The sequence below is a fragment of the Streptomyces sp. NPDC050703 genome, from assembly GCF_040654435.1.
Taxonomy (GTDB): Bacteria; Actinomycetota; Actinomycetes; order Streptomycetales; family Streptomycetaceae; genus Streptomyces.
The window spans coordinates 111,581-133,652 of record NZ_JBFAHX010000016.1; the positions used below are offsets into that span (position 1 = coordinate 111,581).

The following is a 22,072-nucleotide window of genomic DNA, read 5'->3' on the forward strand; positions in this document are numbered from 1 at the left end:
GCTCCCGCTATCCGTTCTCGGCGAAGTCGGAGCCGACCTCGATGTCGAGGCCGCTGCACGGCGTGTACTCGAACCAGGTGCCCACGAGATTGCCCTCCGCGTCGGTGGAGATGTCCAGTCCCTCGTCCGTGCCGCCCGCCGACGCGTCCGCGCCCTGGCTGGTGACGACGAACGGCGCGGTGCGCCCCGGGTTCTGGTAGAGGTACGGCCGGTTCCAGGGGTCGGTGAGGGTCAGGTCCGGACGGGTGTCGAGCAGTACCCGCAGCCCCTGCCGGGTGGTGGGGTAGTACTCCGGCTCGGTCGGCGCGCCGCGCCACGCCGGGTCGACCCGCTGCTTCGCCTTCTCGGCGTACTCCTCCAGTGCGTCCACGACGGCCTCGATCTCGCGCCATGCCTGCTGCTGCTTCACCGTCAGGAGCGGGCGGGCCCGGGCGGCGATGTCGGGGTTCGCGGGCGGGATGCCGGGGTAGTTGGTCCGGGCGTACGCCTGGATCTCCTCGGCGATGGACATGTACGGCGGGTCCTTCGGGTCCGGCGACCCGCCGCCGCCGATGCGTCCTGTGGACATCAGCCGGGAGAACGCGCGCTCGAATCCCGGTCGGACGGGCAGGACGACGCGCGCGGCGCCCGCCCGCAGGAATTCGCGGCGCAGCGGGTCGGGATGCCACAACAGCCGCTTGGTCTCGGCGAGCCTCTCCGACCCCCAGAAGTACGGATAGAAGAAGTAGAGGACGTTCTCCCATTCGACGGCCTGGTGCAGGAACTTGACGAACTCGCCGAACTTCCGGACCTGCAGCCAGGACTCGGCGGTGACGGGAAGGGTGGAGGGGTCGATGTCGTCGGTCCAGGTCGGGGTCCCGCCGGTGCCCAGGGCGGCGAGCAAGGTGTCGATCTCGTCGGGCGCCGTGTCGAAGTCGGTGCCGAAGAGCCACTGCAAGGACCTCTTCATCAGCTCCTCGCGCTCGGCGCGGCGCAGTGTGAGGGTGTCGTCGCGGTTCAGCTCGGCGAGGAGTTGTTCGCGCCGGTCCCGCACCCGCTGCTGGAGCGTGTAGTACTGCTGCTCGGCGGCCTCGCGCAGCTTCTGCCAGGTGGCGACCTGCCAGGCCAGGTACGCCTGGTCCGCCAGGCGCAGGGTGGCGGCGAGCCGGAACCCGGCCCAGCTGATGTTGCGGTGCGTGTACTGGATGGAGAGGTGCCCGGTCTTGCCGTTCAGGTGCAGGAGCTGGGACTGGTACCGGCCCTTGATCTCCGCGCCGACCGGCGTCGCGGTGACCTCCAGGGCCTCGTCACCGATCACGTCGAAGCGGGCCAGCTCGGCGGGCCGCCAGCCGTAGTAGTTGACCTCGAAGAGGATCGGCACGAGTTCGTAGCCCTCCGGCAGGTCGATCTGCCAGGACTGGTACCGGGTGGTCGTGGCGTCGTCCTCACTGATGATGGAGGGGAACTCGTAGGTGTAGTCGGGCGGGCTGAGGTATTCCTCCGGTGGTGCGGTCACCGAGGCGCCGTACCGGGCGGCGAGGGTCATCCAGTTGGTCCGGTCGATCTGGTCGATGCCGAAGGCGAACGCGTAGGGGGTGGCGAGGGTCCTGTCGATCTCGGCCAGTTCCATGAGCTGGCGCCGCAGCGCGCCGCCGGGGTCGGGGACGACCAGGTCGTACGTCATGCGCAGGCCGTAACGCATGAGGTCCACGCGCCACTTGCGCATGATCCGGTAGTAGTCGACGCGCATGACACGGGGGGAATTGTTGGTGATCACGCGAGCGGCCTCGTCCTCCTCGCCGCGCCGGGTCTCGGTACGGAAGGAGACCTTGTGTTCCTTGCGTGAGCGGGAGGATGCCTTCGACGTGATCTCCGTGGCGTGCTTGTTGCTGGCCTGCCGCGACTCGTGGTCGGAGGTGGAGACGCCGTAGTTGAACGTGCTCGTGACCGACACCGTGCCGTAGCTGCCGCTGGCGGTGACGCCGAAGTTCAGGTTGGTGTCGCGCTTGGATTCGTTGCTGGTGGACATGGCCACGTCCGTCTTCTCGGCCACGCCCTTCTCCGCGTACGTCTCCAGTTCGTCCGTGACGATGCGGGACAGCTCCTCGCTCTGTGTCGACCATTCCTTGTGGCTCACGCGCACGGTTTCGCCCGGGGCCATCGGGATGGTCGACACGAGCTCGCCGCGCTCCAGGCCCACCGGCTGCATCTCGATCCGCTCCAGGTGCAGCCAGCCGACCGGCTGGATGTCGGCCTCCTCGACGAAGCGGTCGACGAGCAGGGTGACGTCGGTCGCGCCGGGCCGTACGGTTGCCGGTCCCGCGTCGGCCGTCTCCGTGCCGTCCGGCGTACGCAGCGCCGCGACCTCCCGGCCGAGGGCGGCCAGCGTCCCGGGCGCGACACCGGCGTACAACCGGGCGGTGTTCGCGGCGGTGGCCGGGTCGTTGCCGACCAGGGAGGGCAGGACGGTCTCGAACGCCTCGGCCAGCTCGGTGCCGCTGGTGGTGGTTGTGCCGCTGGTGCTCCGTCCGCGCAGCCGTTCGCCCAAGGCTTCGGTCTCGGAACGCGTCAGCCCCAGAGACCGCATGAAGTTCAGCTTCGCGAACACCGACATCGATGTTCCCCGCTCGATGGCCGCACCGGGTTCGGCGGGCTCGGTCGGCACGGCCGACGGGACGGGTTGGGTGTAGGTCGCTTTGAGGATCGCTCGGGTGGAGTTGGTCAGTCCGGTCATGCCTGTCGTCCCCCTCGAACTGCGGCAGCGCCGCGATGTTCAGCGCATGACGAATCGCCTGGCTGGAGCGTCATAGGGTCCGCTGTCCCGTGAACTGCCGCGACGGGAAGCGGAGGAGAAACCGAAGGTGAGTGCGCAGGAATGCGCAGGAATGCGCAGATGAATGCAGAGGCGAATACAGAGGCGAATGCGAAGGCGAGAATGGTGAAGAAGTGGTCGATCCGGCACGCTAGCAGCTTCGGCCGGTTGGCTTCATCACCCTGGCGAGTGAACACCTACCGGCTGTCGAGGGGGCCGGCAGGCCCCGGCGTGCACGGTCACCCACTGTCACGCATCCACCGTTACGCATCTGTGTCGATTCGTCCTGCAACGAACCATGGGGCCGGCCTGTCTAACAGGTGGAATCCGACCCGCGGGCACATGACGCATGACGAACACATGACGAATAAGGAGCAGGCAGCAGTGGGGGACCTACGTAGATCAGGCGCCGTGGCTCTGGGGCTCACCATGCTGGTGGCCCCGCTCACGGTGGCTCTCGGCACCGGCAGCGCTCAGGCCGCCTCGTGCTCGACGCAGACCGGGCCGTACCAGAAGCAGGTCGAGAAGTTCCTCGGCCGCCCGGTGGACGGCAAGCAGTCGCCGGCCGACTGCAAGGCCATCAAGAGCTTCCAGACCACGCACAAGATCAGCCCCAACGCCGGGTACGCGGGCAGTGTCACCTGGGGCGTCATGAATCTCATGAACAAGCAGAAGGCCGTGGGCGACAACCCCAACAAGGCGGGCAAGTGCCCGACCGACAAGGGGCGCATCGCCTGCGTCGACCTGACGCTCCAGCTCAGCTGGATCCAGGACGGCAAGAACCTCAAGTACGGTCCGGTCCCGGTGCGTACCGGCCGCAACGGCCACGAGACCCGCACGGGCCTCACGAAGGTCTACTGGCGCAACATCGACCACGTGTCGAGCATCTACCACGTGCCGATGCCCTACAGCCAGTTCTTCGACGGCGGCCAGGCGTTCCACTCGGTCGGCGTCAGTGTCTGGTCGCCGCCGGGCTCCCACGGCTGCGTCAACATGAGGAAGAAGGACGCCGTGAAGTACTGGGACATGCTGCGCAAGGGCGACGACGTCTTCGTCTACGGCCGCAAGCCGGGCACCTGAGCCCCGGCAGGCCGCCCGGACCCGCGCGACCCGCTGCGCCACCCGCTGACGCCTGCCAGGGCAAGGCGGTGAGCGCGGTGCCGTGAGCCGCGCGGTCCGGGCCCTGCTCACGGACGGTTCACTCGTGGGCGCCGTCGGGCCCGCCCCCGTCGGCGCCGCCGTCGAAGCGCTCGGTCAGCTCCCGCAGGCGGGCGCGGTAGGCCGCGACGTTGCGGAGTTTGACCTCCTCGTAGCCGCGGACCATGTCGGGGAGCGAGGCGATCTCCACGGCCGTCGCGTGGGCGGCGGGGGTGAGACCGGCGAGCAGGTGGGCGACGTGCCCGGTGTAGTCGTCGAGCAGCGCTCGTTCGACCTTGCGCACGTGGGCACGCCCGAAGGGGTCGAGGGCGGTCCCCCGCAGCCGGCGCAGGCCGTGGAGGGCGGTGAAGGCGGGGCGGAACCACGCACCGACCCGGATCTTCCGCCGCATCCCGAGGGCCCCCAGCACCGGGGGCCGGAGGTTCCACTGCGCCCGCGCCCCGGGGCCGAACCGCTCCGTCAGCTCGGCGGCGACGTCCTCGTCGAGGGCGAGGCGGGCCACCTCGTACTCGTCCTTGTAGGCCATCAGCTTGAACAGGTTCGCGGCCACGGCCGTGGTCAGCTCCTCGGAGCCGGGGACGACTTCTCGCTCCCGCGCGCGGACCGCGTCCACCGTCTCGGCGTAACGAGCGGCGTAGGCGGTGTTCTGATAGGCCGTCAGCTCACGGACGCTACGGGCCACGAGCCGGTCCAGCGGCGTGGCGTCGGCGGACGTGCCGGTGGTGTCGGTCCTCCCACGGCCGGGCGTGGCCGCGCGGGAGCCGTGCTTCTCGGCCGCGGCGGCCACCGCGCGGCGGTCGGCGACCCACAGCCGTCCGTACCGGAACGCCTGAAGGTTGGCCTCCACCGCCACGCCGTTGATCCGGATCGCTTCCTCGACCGCCGCCGCGGGCAGCGGCAGCGCGCCCCGCTGGAACCCGATGCCGACCAGGAAGGTGTTGAGATACTGGTCGTCGCCCAGCAGCGCGAGCACCGTCTCGCGGGCGTCGAGCACTTCGGCGCCGGGGCGCACCCGCGCCAGCAGCCGCTCGCTCAGGACCGCGGGGTCGGGGAAGGTCTGGCGGACGTCGGCGACCATGTGCCCCGTGGCGACCCGCGCGGTGTTGAGCACCGCCACCGTCCGGTCGGGGGAGGCCACGCCGAGGTTGGTCTCGTCGGCGGCCACCAGGATGTCGCAGCCGAGGTAGAGGTCGCATTCACCGGCGCCCAGTTTGTTGGTGCGCCCCTTCCCCGTGCGGTGGAAGCGGATGTCGGAGACGACCGCGCCGCCCTTCTGCGCCAGCCCCGTCTGGTCGAGCGAACGCGGCGTCCAGCCGGCGAGGAGGCCGGCGGTGGCGAGGATCTGCGAGACGGTCACCACGCCGGTGCCGCCGACGCCGGTCAGCCGTACCCCGAAGTCGGGTCCGGGTACGGCGGGGGCGGGGTCCGGGAGGGGCGCGTCGCCCCGCACCCGCGGGTCGGTGGCCGTGCCGCCCGCGACGACACCGCGGGCCGGCTCCACGCCCGTGACCGTCATGAAGGCCGGGCAGTCACCCCGCAGACAGCTGTAGTCGACGTTGCACGAGGCCTGGTGGATCTGGGTCTTGCGGCCGAACTCCGTCTCGACGGGCTGGACCGAGAGGCAGTTGGACTTCTGCCCGCAGTCACCGCAGCCCTCGCAGACGCGTTCGTTGATGAAGACGCGGGTGGTGGGTTTGTCGAGCTTGCCGCGCTTCCACTTGCGCCGCTTCTCGGTGGCGCACTCCTGGTCGTGGATCAGGACCGTGACGCCGGGTGTCCCCGCAAGTACCCGCTGCGCCTCCTCCGCCCGGCCGCGGTCCCAGACCGGCACGTCGTGCGGCAGCCGCGTGCGCCGGGTCCTGCGTACGTCGTCGGAGGTGACGATGATCCGGGCCACCTTCTCGGCGCGCAGGACGTCGACGACCTGGCGGAGGTCCATGGCGCCGACGGCGCTCTGGCCGCCGGTCATCGCGACGGCGGAGTTGTAGAGCAGCTTGTACGTGATGTTCACCCCGGCGGCCACGGCGGCCCTGACCGCCAGTGAGCCGGAGTGGTCGAAGGTGCCGTCACCGAGGTTCTGCAGGTAGTGCTCGCGCCGTGTGTACGGCGCCATGCCGATCCACTGCAGGCCCTCTCCGCCCATCTGGGAGAGGCCGGTGACGGTGCCGACCTGTTCCTCGTCCATGAGCAGGACCATGGCGTGACAGCCGATGCCGCCGCCGACCAGTGAGTCGTCGGGCACCTTGGTGGAGCTGTTGTGCGGGCATCCGGAGCAGAAGTAGGGGGCCCGCTTGGGGAGGCTGACCAGGGGGAGCTGGGTGCGCCCCCCGATCCGTTCGAGGCGCTGCCCCTCCACGGGCACTCCGCCGTCGGCCAGCACGCGGGCGAGCGGGCGGAGAAGCGTGTCTGCGTCGAGCTCGCCATGGGGCGGGATCAGTTCCCTGCCCCGCTCGTCCTCCTTGCCGAGGACGCGGGGCGCGCCGGCCCGTCCGTAGAGGATGTCGCGTACGGCGGTCTCGACGAAGGAGCGCTTCTCCTCGACGACGATGATCTGGTCGAGACCGGCGGCGAACTCGACGACGGCCTCGGCGTCCAGGGGGTAGGGCATCGCTATCTTGAGGAGCCGGACACCGGCCTCTCCGAGGCGGGCGTCGGTCAGGCCCAGCCGGTCGAGCGCGGCGCGCAGCTCGCGGTAGGTGCGGCCGGCGGCGGCGATGCCGATGACGTCGCCGTCCCCGCGCACGTCGATCCGGTTGAGCCGGTTGAGCCGCCCGTACTCGCGGGCCAGGCGCAGCCGGGTCGTCATCAGGTCGCGTTCCAGCGGGCCGAGGGTGGGCTGGAGAAGGCGGGCGGTGGGCTCGTGACGGCCCGAGCCCGGGGGCAGGACCGGCGCCGGACGCTCGGCCCCGAGGTCGACGAGCGAGGAGCCGTCGGCCACCGCCGTCACGATCTTCAGCGCTGTCCAGAGACCGCTGGCCCGCGACAGCTCGACCGCGTGCAGGCCCAGGTCGATGACCTCCTGGGAGTCGGCCGGGTAGAGGAAGGGCAGGGCGAGGTCCATGAGCGCCAGCTCCGAGGAGCAGGGCACGCTCGACGACTTCGCGGCCGGGTCGTCGCCCACGAGCACCAGGGCGCCGCCCGCGGGGTGGGAGCCCATGAGGTTGCCGTGCCGCAGGGCGTCGGTGGCGCGGTCGAGGCCGGGGGCCTTGCCGTACCAGATGCCGAGGACACCGTCGTGCGTGGCGCCGTCGAGGGTGTTGACCAGTTGGCTGCCCTGGACCGCGGTGGCCGCGGCCTCCTCGTTCAGGCCGGGCACGTGCCGCACGTCGTTGGCCGCCAGCAGCTCGCGCAGGCGCCCCAGTTCGAGGTCGTAGCCGGCGAGCGGTGAACCCTCGTATCCGGAGATGAAGGTGGCGATGTCCCTTCCCGCGGCGAGGTCGCGCCGGTGCTGGTCGATCGGCAACCGCGCCAGGGCCTGGATGCCGGTGAGCTGCGCTCGACCCGCCGTGGCCCGGTACCGCCGACGGGGGTCGACGGGCGCGCCGTCGCGTTCGTCGGAGCGTTCCCCACCGTGTCCGCCGGAGGGTTCGTCGTCGGGGTCGTCGTCGTGGGGACGGAAGTCGGGACCGGCGAAGGTCGTCATCTCGCCTCCTGTTCATCCTCGGGGGCGCGGGGCGCGCTGGGGCACAGTCGCACCAGCATGGGCCCGCGGCCCTGCCGAGGGGCCGCCCGTCGAGCCGTTGGACCAGAATGCCGCTGGTTTCGCTGGGCCATGTGATCCTTCGGCACAGGCAAGTGCCGGAGGTCAGGCGCCGGGGTCAGGCGCCCCTGTCCGTCTTGTCCGGTGCGAGGTCCTGGGCGACGAGGGACAGGAGCGGTGTGATGCGGCTCGGCACCCGCTCGCTGAGCGCGATCTCGGTGCGGCAGCGCACCACACCCGGCAGGTGCAGGAAGCGCTGGATGATCTCCTCGACATGCGCGGTGTCCCGGGCGGCGACGCGGCACAGCACGTCTCCCTCCCCGGCCGTCGAGTGTGCTTCCAGGACTTCCTCGACGAGTACGAGGGCGCGCGTCACCCGTGCGAGCTGGCCCTGCGCCAGGTGGAGATGGACGAAGGCCAGGATGGGATAGCCGAGCTGCGCCGGTGAGACCTGCGGCGCGTAGTCGGTGATCACGGCGAGCCGCTCAAGGCGGCTCACCCGCGTGTGCACCGTCCCGCGGGCGATGCCGAGCGTGCGGGCGAGCTCACGCATCCCCGCCCGGGGCCGGGTGATCAGTTCTCGCAGGATGGAGATGTCCAGGACGTCGAGAGCGGCCACGCTGACCTCGCCTTGCGTGTTGTGGTGGGTGAGGGCCGGCCTCCGGGAGTGAACACGCGGCTGCGCCTCGGCCGTCGGTTGAGCGCCGATGGTAGTGCAGGACACCTGGAATCTGAACAGGTGGACGCGGAGACGGTCGATGCGGTGCGCCAGTGGCACAAGTGTCGTGCCGCCCTTTCCGTACGCGTCACCACGTGTCGCGACGTCCGTACGCGTCATGACGTGTCGCAACTGTCCTGTCGCGACCGGGTCCTTCCGGACGCCACGCGCCTAGGCTGCGGCGGTGAGCGTGCGTCACCCATGCGTCACCGAGGAGGGAGGAGGTCCGGCGATGCGCATTCCCGGTCCGGAGCCCCGCGCCGACGGCGGGGTCGGCGCCATCACGGCGGCGGGGGGCCTGCACACCTACCAGTTGCGTCTGCACGCCGAGTACGGGCCCGTCGTACGGTTTCAACTGCCCGGCTCCGAGACGGCGGTGTCGGTGGCCGACCCCGTGCTCCTGGAGGCCACGGCGCACATCGACAAGCGTCCCGAGCGGCTCTTCGAGTTCCTGGCCCCGCTGTGCGAGGCGGGCAACCTGCAGGTGCTCGACGCCGAGGAGCACACACCCTGGCGGCGGCTGCTGCTCTCGGTCCTCGCCGGACGCCCTTCCCACGAGCGGCACTTCGCCCGGTTCACGGAGCTGACCACGGCTCTCGCCGACCGGTGGGCCGAGCGGGGCGTCCACGAGCCCGTCGCGTTGCAGAAGGATCTGACCGCGCTGACGCTCCGCATGATCTGCCGGTTCGCGCTCGGCGGCGACGTCCCGGACTCCGACCGTGTCATCGCGGCGTTCGAGGACGTACTCACCGAGTACCTGGGGCGCCTCTACCAGGCGCCCGTCCCCGGCACCCCCGAGGAACGGGCCGTACGGGCCGACGAGGCCCTCGCCCTGCTGCGCGCGACGGTCGACGGGGTGGTCGCCGCGCGCGGTTCGGGCGGCCGGGCGGACACCAGCGACCTGATCGGGGCGCTCGTGGAGGCGGGTGAGAGTCCCGCGCGCATCCGCGACACCGTCATGGTGACGCTGCTGGCGGCGCACCACACCACGGGAGTCGCCGTCTCCTGGACGCTGTACCTGCTGGGGCAGCATCCGGAGGTGGCCGAACGCGTCGCGGACGAGCTGGACCGCGTCCTCGGCGACCGCCCCGCACCCGACTACGCCGACCTGCGCCAGCTCACCCGTCTCGACATGGCCCTCAAGGAGTCGATGCGGCTCTATCCGCCCGGCCCCTACGGCGCGCGGGAGACGACGGAGGCACTCGTCCTCGGTGACTACGAGATCCCGGCGGGGGCGACGGTGTTCTATCCGTTCTGGGCCGTCCACATGAACCCCGACCACTGGCCCGAGCCCGAGAGGTTCCTGCCGGAGCGCTTCACCCCCGCCGAGGTGGCCAAGCGGCCGAAGCTGGCCTACGTCCCCTTCGGGATCGGCCCCCGCGGCTGTGAGGGCGCCGCCCTGGCCATGGTCGAGGCCGAACTCGTCCTGGCCGTCCTGCTCAAACGCTTCCGCTTCCGGCCCGTGCCGGGCCACGAGGTCGAACCCGTCGAACGCTTCGTCCTGTGGGCGGCGGACGACATCCGCATGACACTCCACCCGCGCGGCACAGAAGGAGAACCCACCCGATGAGACCCGCGTCACGCATCTCCCTGACCGCCGCCCTCGCGGCCGCCGCCCTCACCTGTCTCGGCTCGCCCGCGGGGGCGGCGGGCGGCGACCGGGTGGCGCACACCGAACGGATCAGCGTCGCACCCGACGGCACCGGCGGCAACCACCACTCGGTCGACCCGACCGTCAGCGCGGACGGACGCGTCGTCGCCTTCATGTCGTCGGCGACGAACCTGGTGCCGGGCACGGAGATGCGCAACAACGTCTTCTACCGGACGGCTCCCGGCGCACCCCTCAAGCGCGTGGAGCTGCCGGGCGAGTCGACGACGCTGCCCAAGGTCTCCGATGCGGGGCGCCACCTGTCGTTCAACTCGTACGCGGCCGCCACCCAGCGGACCTCCGTCCACGTGCTGGACCTGCGCACCGGGCGCGTCGAACCCGTGGCGCCCGCGCTGGAGGACGGCTACCGCGCGGACCACGGCGGCGCCCCGCTCAGCGCGGACGGACGGTACGTCGCCTTCGTGGCGGAGACCGCCGCCGACGAGAACGGGGTGTCGAACTGCCGGGTCATGCTCCTCGACCGCCGCACCGAGCGGCTGTGGCGGGCGGGCCCGCCCACGACCCGCGAGTGCCAGGACATCTCCATGAGCGCCGACGGCCGGAAGGTGGCCTACCGGGTCGGCTACTCGGGGCCGTCCGACGACGACAAGGCGGACATCCTGGTGTACGACCGCGTGACCGGGAAGACCGTGCAGGCCGACGTCACCCACGACGGGTCACCGGCCGACAGATCCGCGCTCTCTCCGGTACTGAGCGCCGACGGCTCCAAGGTCGGCTTCAGCTCGGTGGCCACGAACCTGGTCCCCGGCACCGACCCCAACGGGAACACCAGCACATCCTGGAACGCCTTCGTCCGCGATCTGCGCACCGGCACGCTCCAGCGGTACGACGGCCGCTCCCCCACCGATCGCACCATCCTGTCGGACCTGTCGGCGAACGGGTCGAAGCTGCTCCTCAACACGGCCGACGCGGACGGCTACACGTTGGGGCTCGTCCTGCGCGACCCGCGGTCCGGACGCGAGGAGCTGCTGTCACCGGGCCAGGACGGCAGGCCGGTCACCGTCGCCCGAGCGGCACTGAGCACGGACGAGTCGACGGCCGTCCTCAGCTCCTACCACCCCGGTCTCGTCCCCGACGACGACAACTTGATCGGAGACGTCTTCGTACGCACCCTGCGCTGAGCCACCTCGGGCGCGACGTGACGTGAGCGGCCTCCGGAAAAACGGTTGGCGGGCCACCGCGGCCGCTGCTAGCTTCCCGGAGGCCGTGCGAGAGGACGAGGAGGTGGTACCCGTGAACGCAGTATCGACATGGGTGCTCCCCTCCGGGGTCACGGTCGGACGACAGGTCGTCCGGGAGCGCCGTCCGCAGGCACTCCCGAAAGGCACGACCATGCACTTCACTTCCGAACGGCGCCTCGACGACGGCGTCACCGAGCGCGAGTTCACCCTCGGCGACATCCCCGGAACCCTCTGGACACCCGCGTCGGCGGGGCCGGCCCCGCTGATCCTGACGGCCCACAACAACGGCCTGCCCAAGAGGGATGCCCGGCTGGTGGCGCGGGCCCGCCGGTCCGCGGCGGAAGGCTACGCCGTGGCCACCATCGACGCCGCCGGGTGCGGTGACCGGCCCCGTACCGCGGCCGAGGAGCGGGCGCGCGCCGAACTCCGGCGGGCGATGGCGGCCGGCGAGCCGGTCGACGAGATCTTCGAGTCCCTCGTCGGCCCGCTGGTCGAGAAGGCGGCCCCGGAGTGGCGGACCACCCTGGACGCCCTCCTGTCGCTGCCCGGGATCGGCGGCCCGGTCGGGTACTCGGGGTGGGCCGCCCTCGGCATCCGCCTCGCGGTGGTCGAACCGCGCATCGTGGCCGCCGGTCTCTTCGCCGGGGGTTACGTGCCGCGCGCCCAGCGCGAGGAGGCCCGGCAGGTCGCCGTTCCGCTGCTGTTGCTGCTGCAGTGGGACGACGAGGGCAACCCGCGGCAGCGGGCCCTGGACCTGTTCGACGCCTTCGGCACCCGGCAGAAGACGCTGCACGCCAATCCGGGCGGGCACACCGGCACCCCGTGGTTCGAGATGGAGGACGGCAACCGGTTCTTCGGCCGCCACCTGAAGTGACGCCGGGCCGCCCGGCCGCGTAAGCCGCCAGGCCCATGCCTCCCCCGGAACCGCACGCCGTACGGGCACGTCCTGAAGATCGTAGGCTCGGTAGCCGTACTGCACGGATTCGGGAGATGGCATGAGCCAGGCGCTCTACACGGAACAGTCGAGGAATCCGCTGGCGCGGACCACGAAGCTCACAGAGGCGCACTTCCGTCGCGGCGGCAAGGTCACACCGCTGAGCGAGCTGAACCTGCCGGCCATGGCCGAGGCGTTCCGGCGCGGCCACTGGCTCGGCGGCGGCGGCACGGAACGCCCACTGGACCAGCTGGCCGCGGCCGGCGGCCTCGTACCGGTGACTCGGGTCACCGGCACCACCACTCCCGTCAAGGTCCGCAGGCCGGCCGAGTTCGCCCGCGCGCTCGGCGAGTTGGCGGTACGGCACTGCGGCGGCCCCGCGCAGGTGACCGCCCTGGCCGAGCGGGCGCGCGCGGAGGGCGTGCCGCTGTGGATGGCCCGGCGGTACGCGCACGGCCCCGCCGGGCCGGTGGGTGTGGCGGTGGACCGCCGGCTGATACGCGTGGACGTATGGGGTCCTGGGGCTCCCGCCGTACGGATACGAGCACCGTACGGCCTCCTGAGCGGCACCGCCGATCCGGCGCAGGGGCTGCGGATGAACGTCGGGGACGTACCGGCCGCCCTCGTCCTGAAGAGGAAGCTGCGCAAGTCCAAGAGCTACGCGGAGGCGCGCCTGCCGCAGGGCGTCGTCTGGCAGCTGCGGCGCGCCGACCAGAGGAGTTCCTGGCTGCTGCGCGACGAGGAGCGGGTCGCCGTCATCGAACGGCCTCCGCGCCGGCCCGATCTCGACCCCGACACGGTGCTGCTGCCGCTGGCGCCCGTGCACCACGAGAGCGCGGACCCGCTCGACGCCGTCATGGCCCACGCCTTCGCGGCGGCGTTCGGCCTGGGCGACACCACGGGCACGGCCCGCTTTCCGCTAAAGCGCCGCCGCCCGGAGGTGAGGGCAGGTGAGCCGATCGCCCCCGACGAAGCCTGGGACCGCCCCTGGTACAGCAATCTGGGCCGCGGTCGCGACGACAACGAACCCGGCGGCTCGGACGGCTGGGGCTCCGACGGCGGGGACGGCGGAGACGGGGGCGGCAGCGACGGCGGCGGGGACAGCGGCGGCGGAGACGGAGGTGGTGGTGGGGACTAGCGGCAGCGGAGGCCACGTGGCCCGGGGGCTCCCCGGTGGGCGAAGTGCCCTTCTCAGCGGTGTCCGGTGGCCGGGGTGTCCCGGCCGAGACCCCGGCGGATCGCGATCTCCACGGGTGAGTACGCGCCGTCGGCCCGCTCCAGTTCGTACGGCGCGGCCGGCATCAGCGGCGGCTGCGCCATGAAGCGCGGACGCACCCCGTGGTGCGGTTGCGCGGCGTGGACCAGGAACGGATGGCACAGGAAGACATCGCCCGGTGCCCCGGTGGCGAGGGCGAGCGGCCGGTGGTCGGAGGCCGCCACCAGGTCGGGTGCGAGGGTCGGCCCGCTCGCCCCGTCCGCCCCGTACTTCTCCAGCACCTTCGGCACGTCGAGGTGGGAACCGACCCTGATCCGGGTCGGGGCATCCTCCTCTCCGACCTCGCTGAACAGGAACAGCATCAGCAAGGCCCGCCCCTGTGAGCGCAGATTGGTGAAGTACCAGCTCTCGCCCTCCGGCAGGTAGCTGCCCTCGATGTGCCAGCCCGCGTCGTCCGGCTCCTCCTCGTGCGGGAAGCGCAGCGGGAACGTGCCCAGTGAGTAGCGCGGCTCCCAGCGCCCCGCGCCGACGAGCAGGTCGTACGCGTGGTGCAGGGCCGGGGAGTTGGGTGCGGCGGCGAACGGGCCCTGCGCCATGCCGGCCACCCAGTGCACGGGTTGCGTCCAGGTGGCCGGCTCGTCCGGGTCGCAGCCCGTCTCGCGCCACAGCAGCCGCGCGCAGTCCGCGGCCACGCGTGGCGCGACGGCGCCCTCCAGCTTCACGAAGCCGTCGCGGAGGAAGCGGGAAACCAAGGTCGTGTCGTCCATGCCCCCACCGTGCCGCGCCACCGGCCCCTGCCGCCCGACAGTCCGCGTACCGCCTTTGTCGGGTGGCCGCCGACCGCCTCGCCCGCGGCCGGGCCTCGCCGCCCGCGTCGGCGGGGAGCCGGCTGGGGTGGCCACCCGCTCCAGTCGTTCGTCCGACGCCGGGCCGGTGAACCCGCCGCGCGGCGCCTCGCTTGCGACGCCGTCGTCGTCCTCACCGTTACGACGACGCAGCCCTCCGAAACGTGAGGCAGCGGTCCGGACCCGGTCGGTGCGTTCAGCCGCGGTCCGCGCGAGCGCGTCTGACTCCGTAGGCGACGACGCCGAGCGCCAGCACCGCGGCCCCGGAGACGACGGAGGAGAGGGGCAGCGCGAAGGCCAGCACCAGGCAGCCGGCGAGGCCGGCGGCGGGCACGATCCGTGCCGGGCGGCCTTCTTCCGGAGTCAGGGTCCACGCCGAGGCGTTGGCGACGGCGTAGTACGCGAGCACCCCGAACGACGAGAAGCCGATCGCCCCGCGCACGTCCGCGGTGGCGGCCACGGCCGCGACGACCACGCCCACCACCAGTTCGGCCCGGTGCGGGACCTTGAACCGCGGGTGGACGGCGGCCAGGGCGTGCGGCAGGTGCCGGTCGCGGGCCATGGCCAAGGTGGTGCGGGAGACTCCGAGGATCAGCGCGAGCAGCGAGCCGAGCGCGGCCGCCGCCGCGCCGACGCGCACGACCGGGACGAGCCAGTCGGCCCCCGAGGCCCTCGCCGCCTCCGACAGCGGTGCCTCGGCCCCCGCGAGTCCCTGCGGGCCGAGCACCGTCAGGACCGCGACCGCGACCAGGGCGTAGACGACGAGGGTGATGCCGAGCGCGATCGGTACGGCCCGCGGGATGGTGCGGGCCGGGTCGCGGACCTCCTCGCCGAGGGTGGCGACGCGCGCGTACCCGGCGAACGCGAAGAACAGCAGGCCCGCCGCCTGGAGCACCCCGCCGAAGGTCGCGTCGCCCCCGATGTCGAGGCGGGCCGCGTCCGCCGCCGACGCGGTGAGGCCGGTGACCACGACGGCGGCGAGCACCGCGAGGACCGCGGCCACGATCGCCCGGGTCAGCAGCGCCGACTTCTGCACCCCGGCGTAGTTCACGGCGGTCAGCGCCGCCACGGCGGCGACCGCGACGGCCTGGGCGTGCTCCGGCCACGCGTACGTGCCGACGGTGAGCGCCATCGCCGCGCAGGAGGCCGTCTTGCCGACCACGAAGGCCCAGCCCGCCAGGTACCCCCAGAAGTCACCCAGCCGCTCGCGGCCGTAGACGTACGTGCCGCCCGACGCCGGGTAGCGGGCCGCGAGCCGGGCCGAGGAAGTGGCGTTGCAGTACGCGACCACCGCGGCGAGCGCCAGGCCGGTCAGGAGCCCCGAGCCGGCGGCGCGGGCCGCCGGGGCGAGCGCGGCGAAGATCCCGGCGCCGATCATCGCCCCCAGGCCGATCACGACGGCGTCGGACACACCGAGCCGCCGGTGGAGCTCGTCCGGCGGGCCGGCGGCGGTCGTGGGCTTGCTCATGGGTGGGTGCTCCTCGGTCACGGGGCCGGTCCCGGTCTCGGGCTCCGACAGCGGAGACGATATAGAAGGCCGCGCCACCGCCCGCCGCCGCCCGCCGCGGGCCGCACGGCGGCACCGCGCCCTGCCCCGGCCCTCCCCCGGGCTCAGCTCTCGCGCGCCTCGGTGTCTCCCCGGAGGGCATGCACCGTTCCCGTCACGGGCCCGGGTTCCGGAGCCGCCAACGGTTCGGCGGCGGGGCGGCCCTCGCTGAGGCCGAACCGTGCGTGGAGGCCGCGGAGGAAGGCCGGCGCGTACCAGGCCGAGCGGCCGAGGAGCCGCATCGCGGCCGGGACGAGGACGCCGCGGACGGCGATCGCGTCGATGAGGATGGCGAGACCGCTGCCGAGGCCGAACAGCTGCATGAAGCTGATCTCGGCGGTGCCGAAGGCGAAGAAGCTCACCGCGATCAGTGCGGCCGCCGCGCTGACGATGCGTCCGGTGTGCCCGAGGCCGTCGGCGACGGCGGACTCGTCGTCCTCGCCGAGTTCGTGCAGTTCCTTGATCCGGCTGGTGACGAACACCTCGTAGTCCATCGACAGGCCGAAGGCGACACAGAACATCAGCACGGTCATCGACGTCTCCATCGGCTGAGGCGTGAAGCCGAGCAGGTCGGAGAGGTGTCCGTCCTGGAAGATCCAGGTCATGACGCCGATGGTGGCTCCCAGGCTGACCGCGTTGAGGACCAGTGCGCGCACCGGCTGCACGACGCTGCCGGTGAACAGGAAGAGCAGCAGGAAGGTGGTGACGGCGATCAGGCCCACGGCCAGCGGGAGCCGGCCCGCGATGGAGTCGTTGGAGTCGACCAGTTCGGCGTCGACGCCGCCCACGAGCGGGTGTGTCCCGGCGGGCGGTGCGGCCTCCCTGACCGCCTCGACCAGCTCCTTGGCCCGGTCCGACTTCGGGGTCAGGGTGCTCACCACGTTGAGCCGCTGTGCCGTGGAGTGGCCGAGCGCGGCGTTGCCGGGGGCTGTCGGCCCGGTCCTTCCGTCGGCGTAGACGCCGGTGCTCGCCTCGACCCGGGTCACGCCGTCGAGGGCGGAGAGTTCCGCCGCGTATGACGTCAGGCCCGCCTTGTCCACGGCCTCGTCGATGACGACGTGCAGGGCCGCCGCGTCGTTGCCGTGGAAGTTCTCGCGCAGCGCGACGGAGACCTGGCGGCTCTCGGCGTCCTCGGGCAGCACGCGTTCGTCGGCCGTCCCGAAGGTGATGCCGAGGAGCGGGCTCGCCGCGAGGAGCAGAACCGCGAGTACGGGGAGCGCGGTGAGCGCGGGCCGCCGCATGACGGTGCGGGCCAGGCGGCCCCACAGGGGCGCCCCTGTGCGGGCACGCTCCCGCTTCGCCCACGGCATCCGGCCGCTGTCCACGCGGTGGCCGAGGACGGTGAGCAGGGCCGGCATCACGAACAGCGCCGCACCGGCCGCGATGACCACGACGCCGACGCCGGAGTAGCCGAAGGAGCGGAGGAAGTACTGCGGGAACACCATGAGCGCGGCGAGCGCGGCCGCCACGGTCGCCGCGGAGAACGCCACGGTGCGGCCTGCGGTGCTCATGGTGGTGCGGACGGCGTCCTCCACGCGTGCCCCGGCCGCCAGTTGCTCCCTGAACCGGCTGATCATCAGCAGGGCGTAGTCGACGCCGAGTCCCAAGCCGAGCGCCGTGGTGAGGTTGATCGCGAAGACGGAGACGTCGGTGACGCTGCCGACGAGGTAGAGCTCGGCGAAGACGCCGACGACGGCGATGAGCGCGATGAGCAGCGGCAGCAGCGCGGAGACCACGGTTCCGAAGACGACCAGGAGCAGCAGGAGGATGAGCGGCACGGCGATGGCCTCGGCGAGGAAGAGGTCCTTCTCGGTCTGCGGCCCCATCTCGTGGCTCACGCCGGCGCTGCCTCCGGCCTTGACGGTGAGCGTGTCCGCGTAGGTGCCGGCGTAGTCGTCGATGACCGCTTCGGCGTTCTCCTGCTGCTCCACGTCGTGGCCCTGCACGCGGGCGAGCACGATGGCCTCGCGGCCGTCCTCGGAGCGCAGGCCGGGACGGTCCGCGTCCCAGTACGAGACCACGTTCTCCAGGCTCTTCTCCTTCTTGAGCTCGGAGACCAGTGCCCGGCCGCTCCGCCGGGTGGCCGGGGCGTCGACACGGCCCTCCGTGGCGCGAACCAGCAGGACCAGGTTGGTCTCGCCGCCGAACTTCTCGTCGATGGCGGCCCTGGCCCGGGATGCCTCGGACGCCGGGTCGTCGAAGCCTCCTCCCAGCAGTTTCCCGAAGGCGCCGGCGCCCAGGGCGCCCATGAGGACCACCGCGACGGCGGCGACGACGAGGACCAGCCGGGACCGGCGGATTGTCAGTTCGGCTATGCGTTCGAACACGCGCGCACTCCTTGGATTCGGGGTGAGAAGGGCATGCGGCGGCCGGTGCGCAGGAGGACGGAAGGACGTGCGCGCTCTGCTGCCGGTGGCGCCGGAACGGCGACGGGGCCGTGCTCGGAACGCGGTGCGTACAGGTCCCGCGTGTCCCTCGTCGCCGTCCCCGACGCTAGCGGGGAGCAACTTGTTTTGGCAGTGTTAGATTTTCTTCACAGGTTGACCGTTCCGGTGTCGCGGCAGGCCCAACGGCCGTACTGTCGCCGCATGTCCACTGACCGGGCCCCGACGGTGCGACCGTCCCTGCGCGAGCGGCGCCGGGCGGTCGCCGCCCAGGAGATCGTGAGCGCCGCCGAGTCCCACATCGTCGAGCAGGGCCCCCACGCGCTGTCGCTGCGGGCGGTGGCGCGCAGCCTCGGCATGACCGTGCAGGCGCTCTACCACTACTTCCCGAGCCGCGACGACCTCGTCACGGCGCTGATCACCAAGGCGTACGAGGACGTGGCGGACGCGGTGCAGTCGGCTGCGGCGGCAGCGGACGATCCGGATCTGCCGGGGATGGTCGTCGCGGCCGAGGGGTACCGCCGGTGGGCCATCGACCATCCGGAGCGGTTCCAACTCCTCTACGGGGCACCGCTGCGGCACTACCACGCGCCCGTCGACGGGCCCACCACGCGGGCGAACCGCCGGATGAGCGAGGTCTTCGCACGGGAACTGTTCCGCGGCTTCACACGTGCGCAACTGGCGGCGGCAGACGTGCGTTCGCTCTCCCCGGAGTTCCTCGCGTGCCTGGAGGAACTGTCGCCTTCGAGCGGTGATCCCGCGGGCGGGGAGGCCCTGCCGCCCCCGGCGACCGCCCTGATGCTGAGCGTGTGGGGGTACATGCACGGCATGGTGGCCCTGGAGGTGTTCGGGCACACCGGCTTCCTCGGCTCCCACCAGGCCGATCTCTACCGCATGGCGATGCGGAACCTGCTCGATGACACCCATCGCCGCATTCCCCCGGCGGCCGAACAGACGGAACGGGACGGACCGTGATGGTCCGTCCCGTCCCGCTCGGCCGTCTACCGCTGTTCGCTACGGAAGGCTGTGCACCTTCGGGCCGACGCTGTTGGACCAGGCGTTGCCCGCCGTCGCGTCCCAGTTCGTGGACCACGTCATCGCGCCGCGCAGCCCCGGGTACGGCTTCGACGGCTTGAAGGAACCGCAGCCGGTGCCGCGGGTCAGGCAGTCGAGGGCGTTGTTCACGACCGACGGGGCCACGTAACCGCTGCCCGCGCCCCGCGTCGACGCCGGGACGCCGATGCCGACCTGCGACGGATCGAGGCCGCCCTCCAGCTGGATGCAGGCGAGCGCGGTCAGGAAGTCCACGCTGCCCTGGCTGTAGACCTTGCCGTCACAGCCCAGCATCGAACCGCTGTTGTAGTACTGCATGTTGACGACCGTGAGGATGTCCTTCACGTTCAGGGCCGTCTGGAAGTACCCACCGGACGTCGACTGCATGTCGATGGTCTGGGGCGCCATCGTGAGCACCATCTTCGGGCCCGCCTTCGCGGAGAGCTGGCGCAGCGCCTTCGTCATGTAGGTGGGGTTGATGCCGTTCTCCAGGTCGATGTCGACGCCGTTGAACCCGTACTCCTGCATCAGCGCGTACGCGCTGTTCGCGAACGCCGTCGCGGAGGCGTCGCTGTTGACCGAGATGGTGCCCTTCTCGCCGCCGACGGACAGGATCACGGACTTGCCCGCGGCCTTCTTCGCGGCGATGTCCGCCTTGAAGTCGGCCGTGGAGGCGTAGCCGACGGCCGGGTCGAGGTTGAAGGTGATCTGGCCCGGCGTGCTGGTGGCGTCGGCGAAGGAGACGGCGATGATGTCGTACTGCGACGACACGTCCCGCAGCTTCTGGACGGTCGCGCCGTTGTCGAAGTTCTGCCAGTAGCCGGTCAGCGCGTGCTTGGGCACGGGGCCGCCGTCCCCGCCGTCACTCCCCTTGGCGGTCCGCACGGACACGGCCGTGGACTTCGCGGACTCGCCGGCGGCGTTGCCGGCGCTCACCTGGAAGCTGTACGTGGTCTCCGGCGCGAGGCCGGTCACGGTGGTGGAGGCGCCGCTCGACGAGGCGACCTTCGTGCCGTCGCGGTAGACGGTGTACCCGGTGGCCGTGGACACCGGGGTCCAGGACAGGTCCACCGACGTGGACGTGGTGGTGCCCGCCTTGAGGCCGGCCGGCACCGCCGGTATCTCCTCGGGTTCGGTGTCGCCGCCCCCGTCGGGCCCGAGGACGCTCACGTCGTCCACGTAGTAGGCGCTCTGCCCGTACCAGCCGTGCGTGTACACGGTGACCGACGTGGTGTTCGCTCCGGTGGTGAAGCTGGTGGAGAGCTGCTGCCAGGACGAGTTGCCCGGCGTCCAGGTCGACACGTCGGTGGTCCCGGTGCCGCGGGCCCCGAGGTAGGCGTAGCTGCCCTGCACCCAACTGCTCAGCTTGTACGTGGAGTTGGGCTTGACCTTGACGATCTGGGAGCACTCGGCGGTGCCCTGGCCGGACGGGGTGGCCTTCAGCGCCTTCGCGCCGCCGTGCACGGGGGTCGTGACGGCGGCACCGCTGTTCGCGGCGCAGGTCCAGTTGGACAGGTCCGATTCGAACCCGGCGTTCTTGGCGACGTTGACGTCCGCTGCGGCAGCCGCCGTCTTGGCGTCCGTGGCCCTGGCGTCCGCGGCTCCGGCGTCCGCCGATTGGGCGGGTGCGGCGAGGCCGGTGACGGTGAGCGCGGCGGCCGCACCGACGGCGATCGCCGCGCCGATTCTCCGGCGAACGCCGGGTCTGCCTTGACGTACACGGTCCATGGGTGCCTCCAGGAGGTGCAGGACGAGAGTGAACGACGGTGGCCACCGCTGCTGTGCGCATCGTTGGTCCAGACCAATCCTCTTGTCAAGACCCCGGGAGAGGCGAACCGCCCCGCACGCGGAGACAAGTGGGCTACCGCCGGCGGCTCGCCCGCCAGGTGTCCCCGATCTCCCGCATCAGCGGCGGGTACACGACGAGGTGCCGGAACGGGGCGATCGCCGCCATGTAGGCCCTGCCGAAGAGTCCGTTGGGCTTCACCAGGACGGCCATCTGCCCCCGGTACCCGCCCGTGCCGTCGGGGACCCAGCTCAGATGCATCACCGCGTGCACCGTGCGGTTGCTCATCTCGGCGGCCCACTCGTCATCCGTCAGGAACACGGAACGGAAGGGCAGGGTCGCGAACTCCGGCCCCGCGTCCCCCGCGCGCAGATCCGCGGGCAGCCGGTCGCGCAGCGTCGCGACCCGCGAGCCCACGCCCGCGCCCGGACCGTCCCAGCCGAACAGCCTGCCGAGCTTCCAGCGGATGGCGAAGAGCGCGCGGGCGACGCGGGACGGGTTGTCGGACGTGTCGCCCTCCACGGTGTTCCGGACCAGGAGCGGGAAGTCGTCGGGGCCCCCGGGGGTGGGCAGCGCCCAGACGTCGTAGAGGCGGAAGTCGGGGGTGATCCCGTGGACGCGCCAGGGCTTCGCGGTGTGGGCGGTGTCAGGGAGCTTCACGGCGTGGTCTCCGTCCGGTCGTCGGCGGCGTGAGCGATGAGATCCGATGAGGGGTCGAGACCGAGCACGCCCGCGACCGCGCGGACGGTGAGGGACGCGTCGTGGGGCTCCTGGCCCGCCAGGGCGGTCACCGTGCCGTCGAGCGCGCCGACGACGGCGAGGGCGACCGTCCTGACGGGGGGGTCCCTGCGGGACCGTGCCCGCCTCGCGCGCGGCGGCGACGAGGCGTTCGCAGCGCGCCACGAGCAGTTCGTAGGCGCGCTCGATCTCGTGCCCGACGGGGTGGTCCTGCCCGCTGAACTCAAGCCGCAGCGCCGTGGCCACGCGGGCACCGCCGCGGCGGCAGTAGACGGCGTGGCCGCGCGCGAGGGCGAGCAACGCCGCCACCGGCTCCGTCTCCCGCTCGATGAGCGGCCCGACCTGGGCGGTCC

Annotated in this window: 14 protein-coding genes; 6 read left to right on the plus strand and 8 right to left on the minus strand. The window is 72.0% G+C overall.

Annotated elements, in window-relative coordinates; genetic code table 11:
• Window positions 1-7 precede the first annotated feature (7 nt).
• On the minus strand, window positions 8-2,713 hold the full coding sequence (locus AB0I16_RS17515) for a type II secretion system protein GspG (protein WP_363250256.1): 2,706 nt from the start codon (window positions 2,711-2,713) through the stop codon (window positions 8-10).
• Window positions 2,714-3,175: 462 nt separating this feature from the next.
• On the opposite strand from AB0I16_RS17515, the gene AB0I16_RS17520 reads away from it, so the two are divergent.
• On the plus strand, window positions 3,176-3,871 hold the full coding sequence (locus AB0I16_RS17520; RefSeq protein WP_363250257.1) for a L,D-transpeptidase: 696 nt from the start codon (window positions 3,176-3,178) through the stop codon (window positions 3,869-3,871).
• Between the two features lie 118 nt (window positions 3,872-3,989).
• Here the strand turns inward: AB0I16_RS17520 and AB0I16_RS17525 are convergent, their stop codons facing one another.
• Together AB0I16_RS17525 and AB0I16_RS17530 are read right to left on the minus strand one after the other, a co-directional pair.
• The gene (locus AB0I16_RS17525) at window positions 3,990-7,592 is read right to left on the minus strand and encodes an indolepyruvate ferredoxin oxidoreductase family protein (protein WP_363250258.1); all 3,603 of its coding nucleotides are present in this window, start codon (window positions 7,590-7,592) and stop codon (window positions 3,990-3,992) included.
• Between the two features lie 175 nt (window positions 7,593-7,767).
• A complete protein-coding gene (locus tag AB0I16_RS17530; protein WP_363250259.1) occupies window positions 7,768-8,268 on the minus strand; it encodes an Lrp/AsnC family transcriptional regulator in 501 nt (166 codons plus the stop codon).
• A gap of 331 nt (window positions 8,269-8,599) precedes the next feature.
• Here AB0I16_RS17530 and AB0I16_RS17535 point away from each other — a divergent pair, with 331 nt between their 5' ends.
• The 4 genes from AB0I16_RS17535 (at window position 8,600) to AB0I16_RS17550 (ending at window position 13,289) form a co-directional block, all read left to right on the plus strand.
• Window positions 8,600-9,937, plus strand: coding sequence for a cytochrome P450 (locus AB0I16_RS17535; RefSeq protein ID WP_363250260.1), 1,338 nt, complete (start codon window positions 8,600-8,602; stop codon window positions 9,935-9,937).
• A complete protein-coding gene (locus tag AB0I16_RS17540; RefSeq protein WP_363250261.1) occupies window positions 9,934-11,157 on the plus strand; it encodes a hypothetical protein in 1,224 nt (407 codons plus the stop codon). The genes AB0I16_RS17535 and AB0I16_RS17540 overlap by 4 nt, the downstream gene beginning before the upstream one ends.
• Before the next feature lie 211 nt (window positions 11,158-11,368).
• Window positions 11,369-12,091 (plus strand): alpha/beta hydrolase, encoded by a 723-nt coding sequence (locus tag AB0I16_RS17545; protein WP_363250262.1) that lies wholly within the window; start codon window positions 11,369-11,371, stop codon window positions 12,089-12,091.
• Between the two features lie 121 nt (window positions 12,092-12,212).
• Window positions 12,213-13,289, plus strand: a complete 1,077-nt coding sequence (locus tag AB0I16_RS17550; protein WP_363250263.1) for a hypothetical protein — start codon at window positions 12,213-12,215, stop codon at window positions 13,287-13,289.
• Between the two features lie 53 nt (window positions 13,290-13,342).
• Here AB0I16_RS17550 and AB0I16_RS17555 read toward each other — a convergent pair whose 3' ends face one another.
• From AB0I16_RS17555 to AB0I16_RS17565, 3 genes are all read right to left on the minus strand, one after another.
• The gene (locus AB0I16_RS17555) at window positions 13,343-14,134 is read right to left on the minus strand and encodes a phytanoyl-CoA dioxygenase family protein (protein ID WP_363250264.1); all 792 of its coding nucleotides are present in this window, start codon (window positions 14,132-14,134) and stop codon (window positions 13,343-13,345) included.
• Window positions 14,135-14,408: 274 nt separating this feature from the next.
• Window positions 14,409-15,680 carry an APC family permease gene (locus tag AB0I16_RS17560; RefSeq protein ID WP_363250265.1) on the minus strand — a complete coding sequence of 424 codons (1,272 nt, stop codon included), beginning with the start codon at window positions 15,678-15,680 and terminating at the stop codon, window positions 14,409-14,411.
• A 143-nt stretch (window positions 15,681-15,823) separates the two neighbouring features.
• Complete coding sequence (locus AB0I16_RS17565) at window positions 15,824-18,085, minus strand: MMPL family transporter (protein WP_363250266.1); 2,262 nt, start codon at window positions 18,083-18,085, stop codon at window positions 15,824-15,826.
• A gap of 261 nt (window positions 18,086-18,346) precedes the next feature.
• Here AB0I16_RS17565 and AB0I16_RS17570 point away from each other — a divergent pair, with 261 nt between their 5' ends.
• Window positions 18,347-19,117: a TetR/AcrR family transcriptional regulator gene (locus tag AB0I16_RS17570; RefSeq protein ID WP_363250267.1), complete on the plus strand. Its 771-nt coding sequence runs from the start codon at window positions 18,347-18,349 to the stop codon at window positions 19,115-19,117.
• A 39-nt stretch (window positions 19,118-19,156) separates the two neighbouring features.
• Here the strand turns inward: AB0I16_RS17570 and AB0I16_RS17575 are convergent, their stop codons facing one another.
• Together AB0I16_RS17575 and AB0I16_RS17580 are read right to left on the minus strand one after the other, a co-directional pair.
• Window positions 19,157-20,923 carry a glycoside hydrolase family 18 protein gene (locus AB0I16_RS17575; protein ID WP_363250269.1) on the minus strand — a complete coding sequence of 589 codons (1,767 nt, stop codon included), beginning with the start codon at window positions 20,921-20,923 and terminating at the stop codon, window positions 19,157-19,159.
• Between the two features lie 133 nt (window positions 20,924-21,056).
• On the minus strand, window positions 21,057-21,641 hold the full coding sequence (locus AB0I16_RS17580) for a DUF2867 domain-containing protein (RefSeq protein ID WP_363250304.1): 585 nt from the start codon (window positions 21,639-21,641) through the stop codon (window positions 21,057-21,059).
• Between the last annotated feature and the right edge of the window lie 431 nt (window positions 21,642-22,072).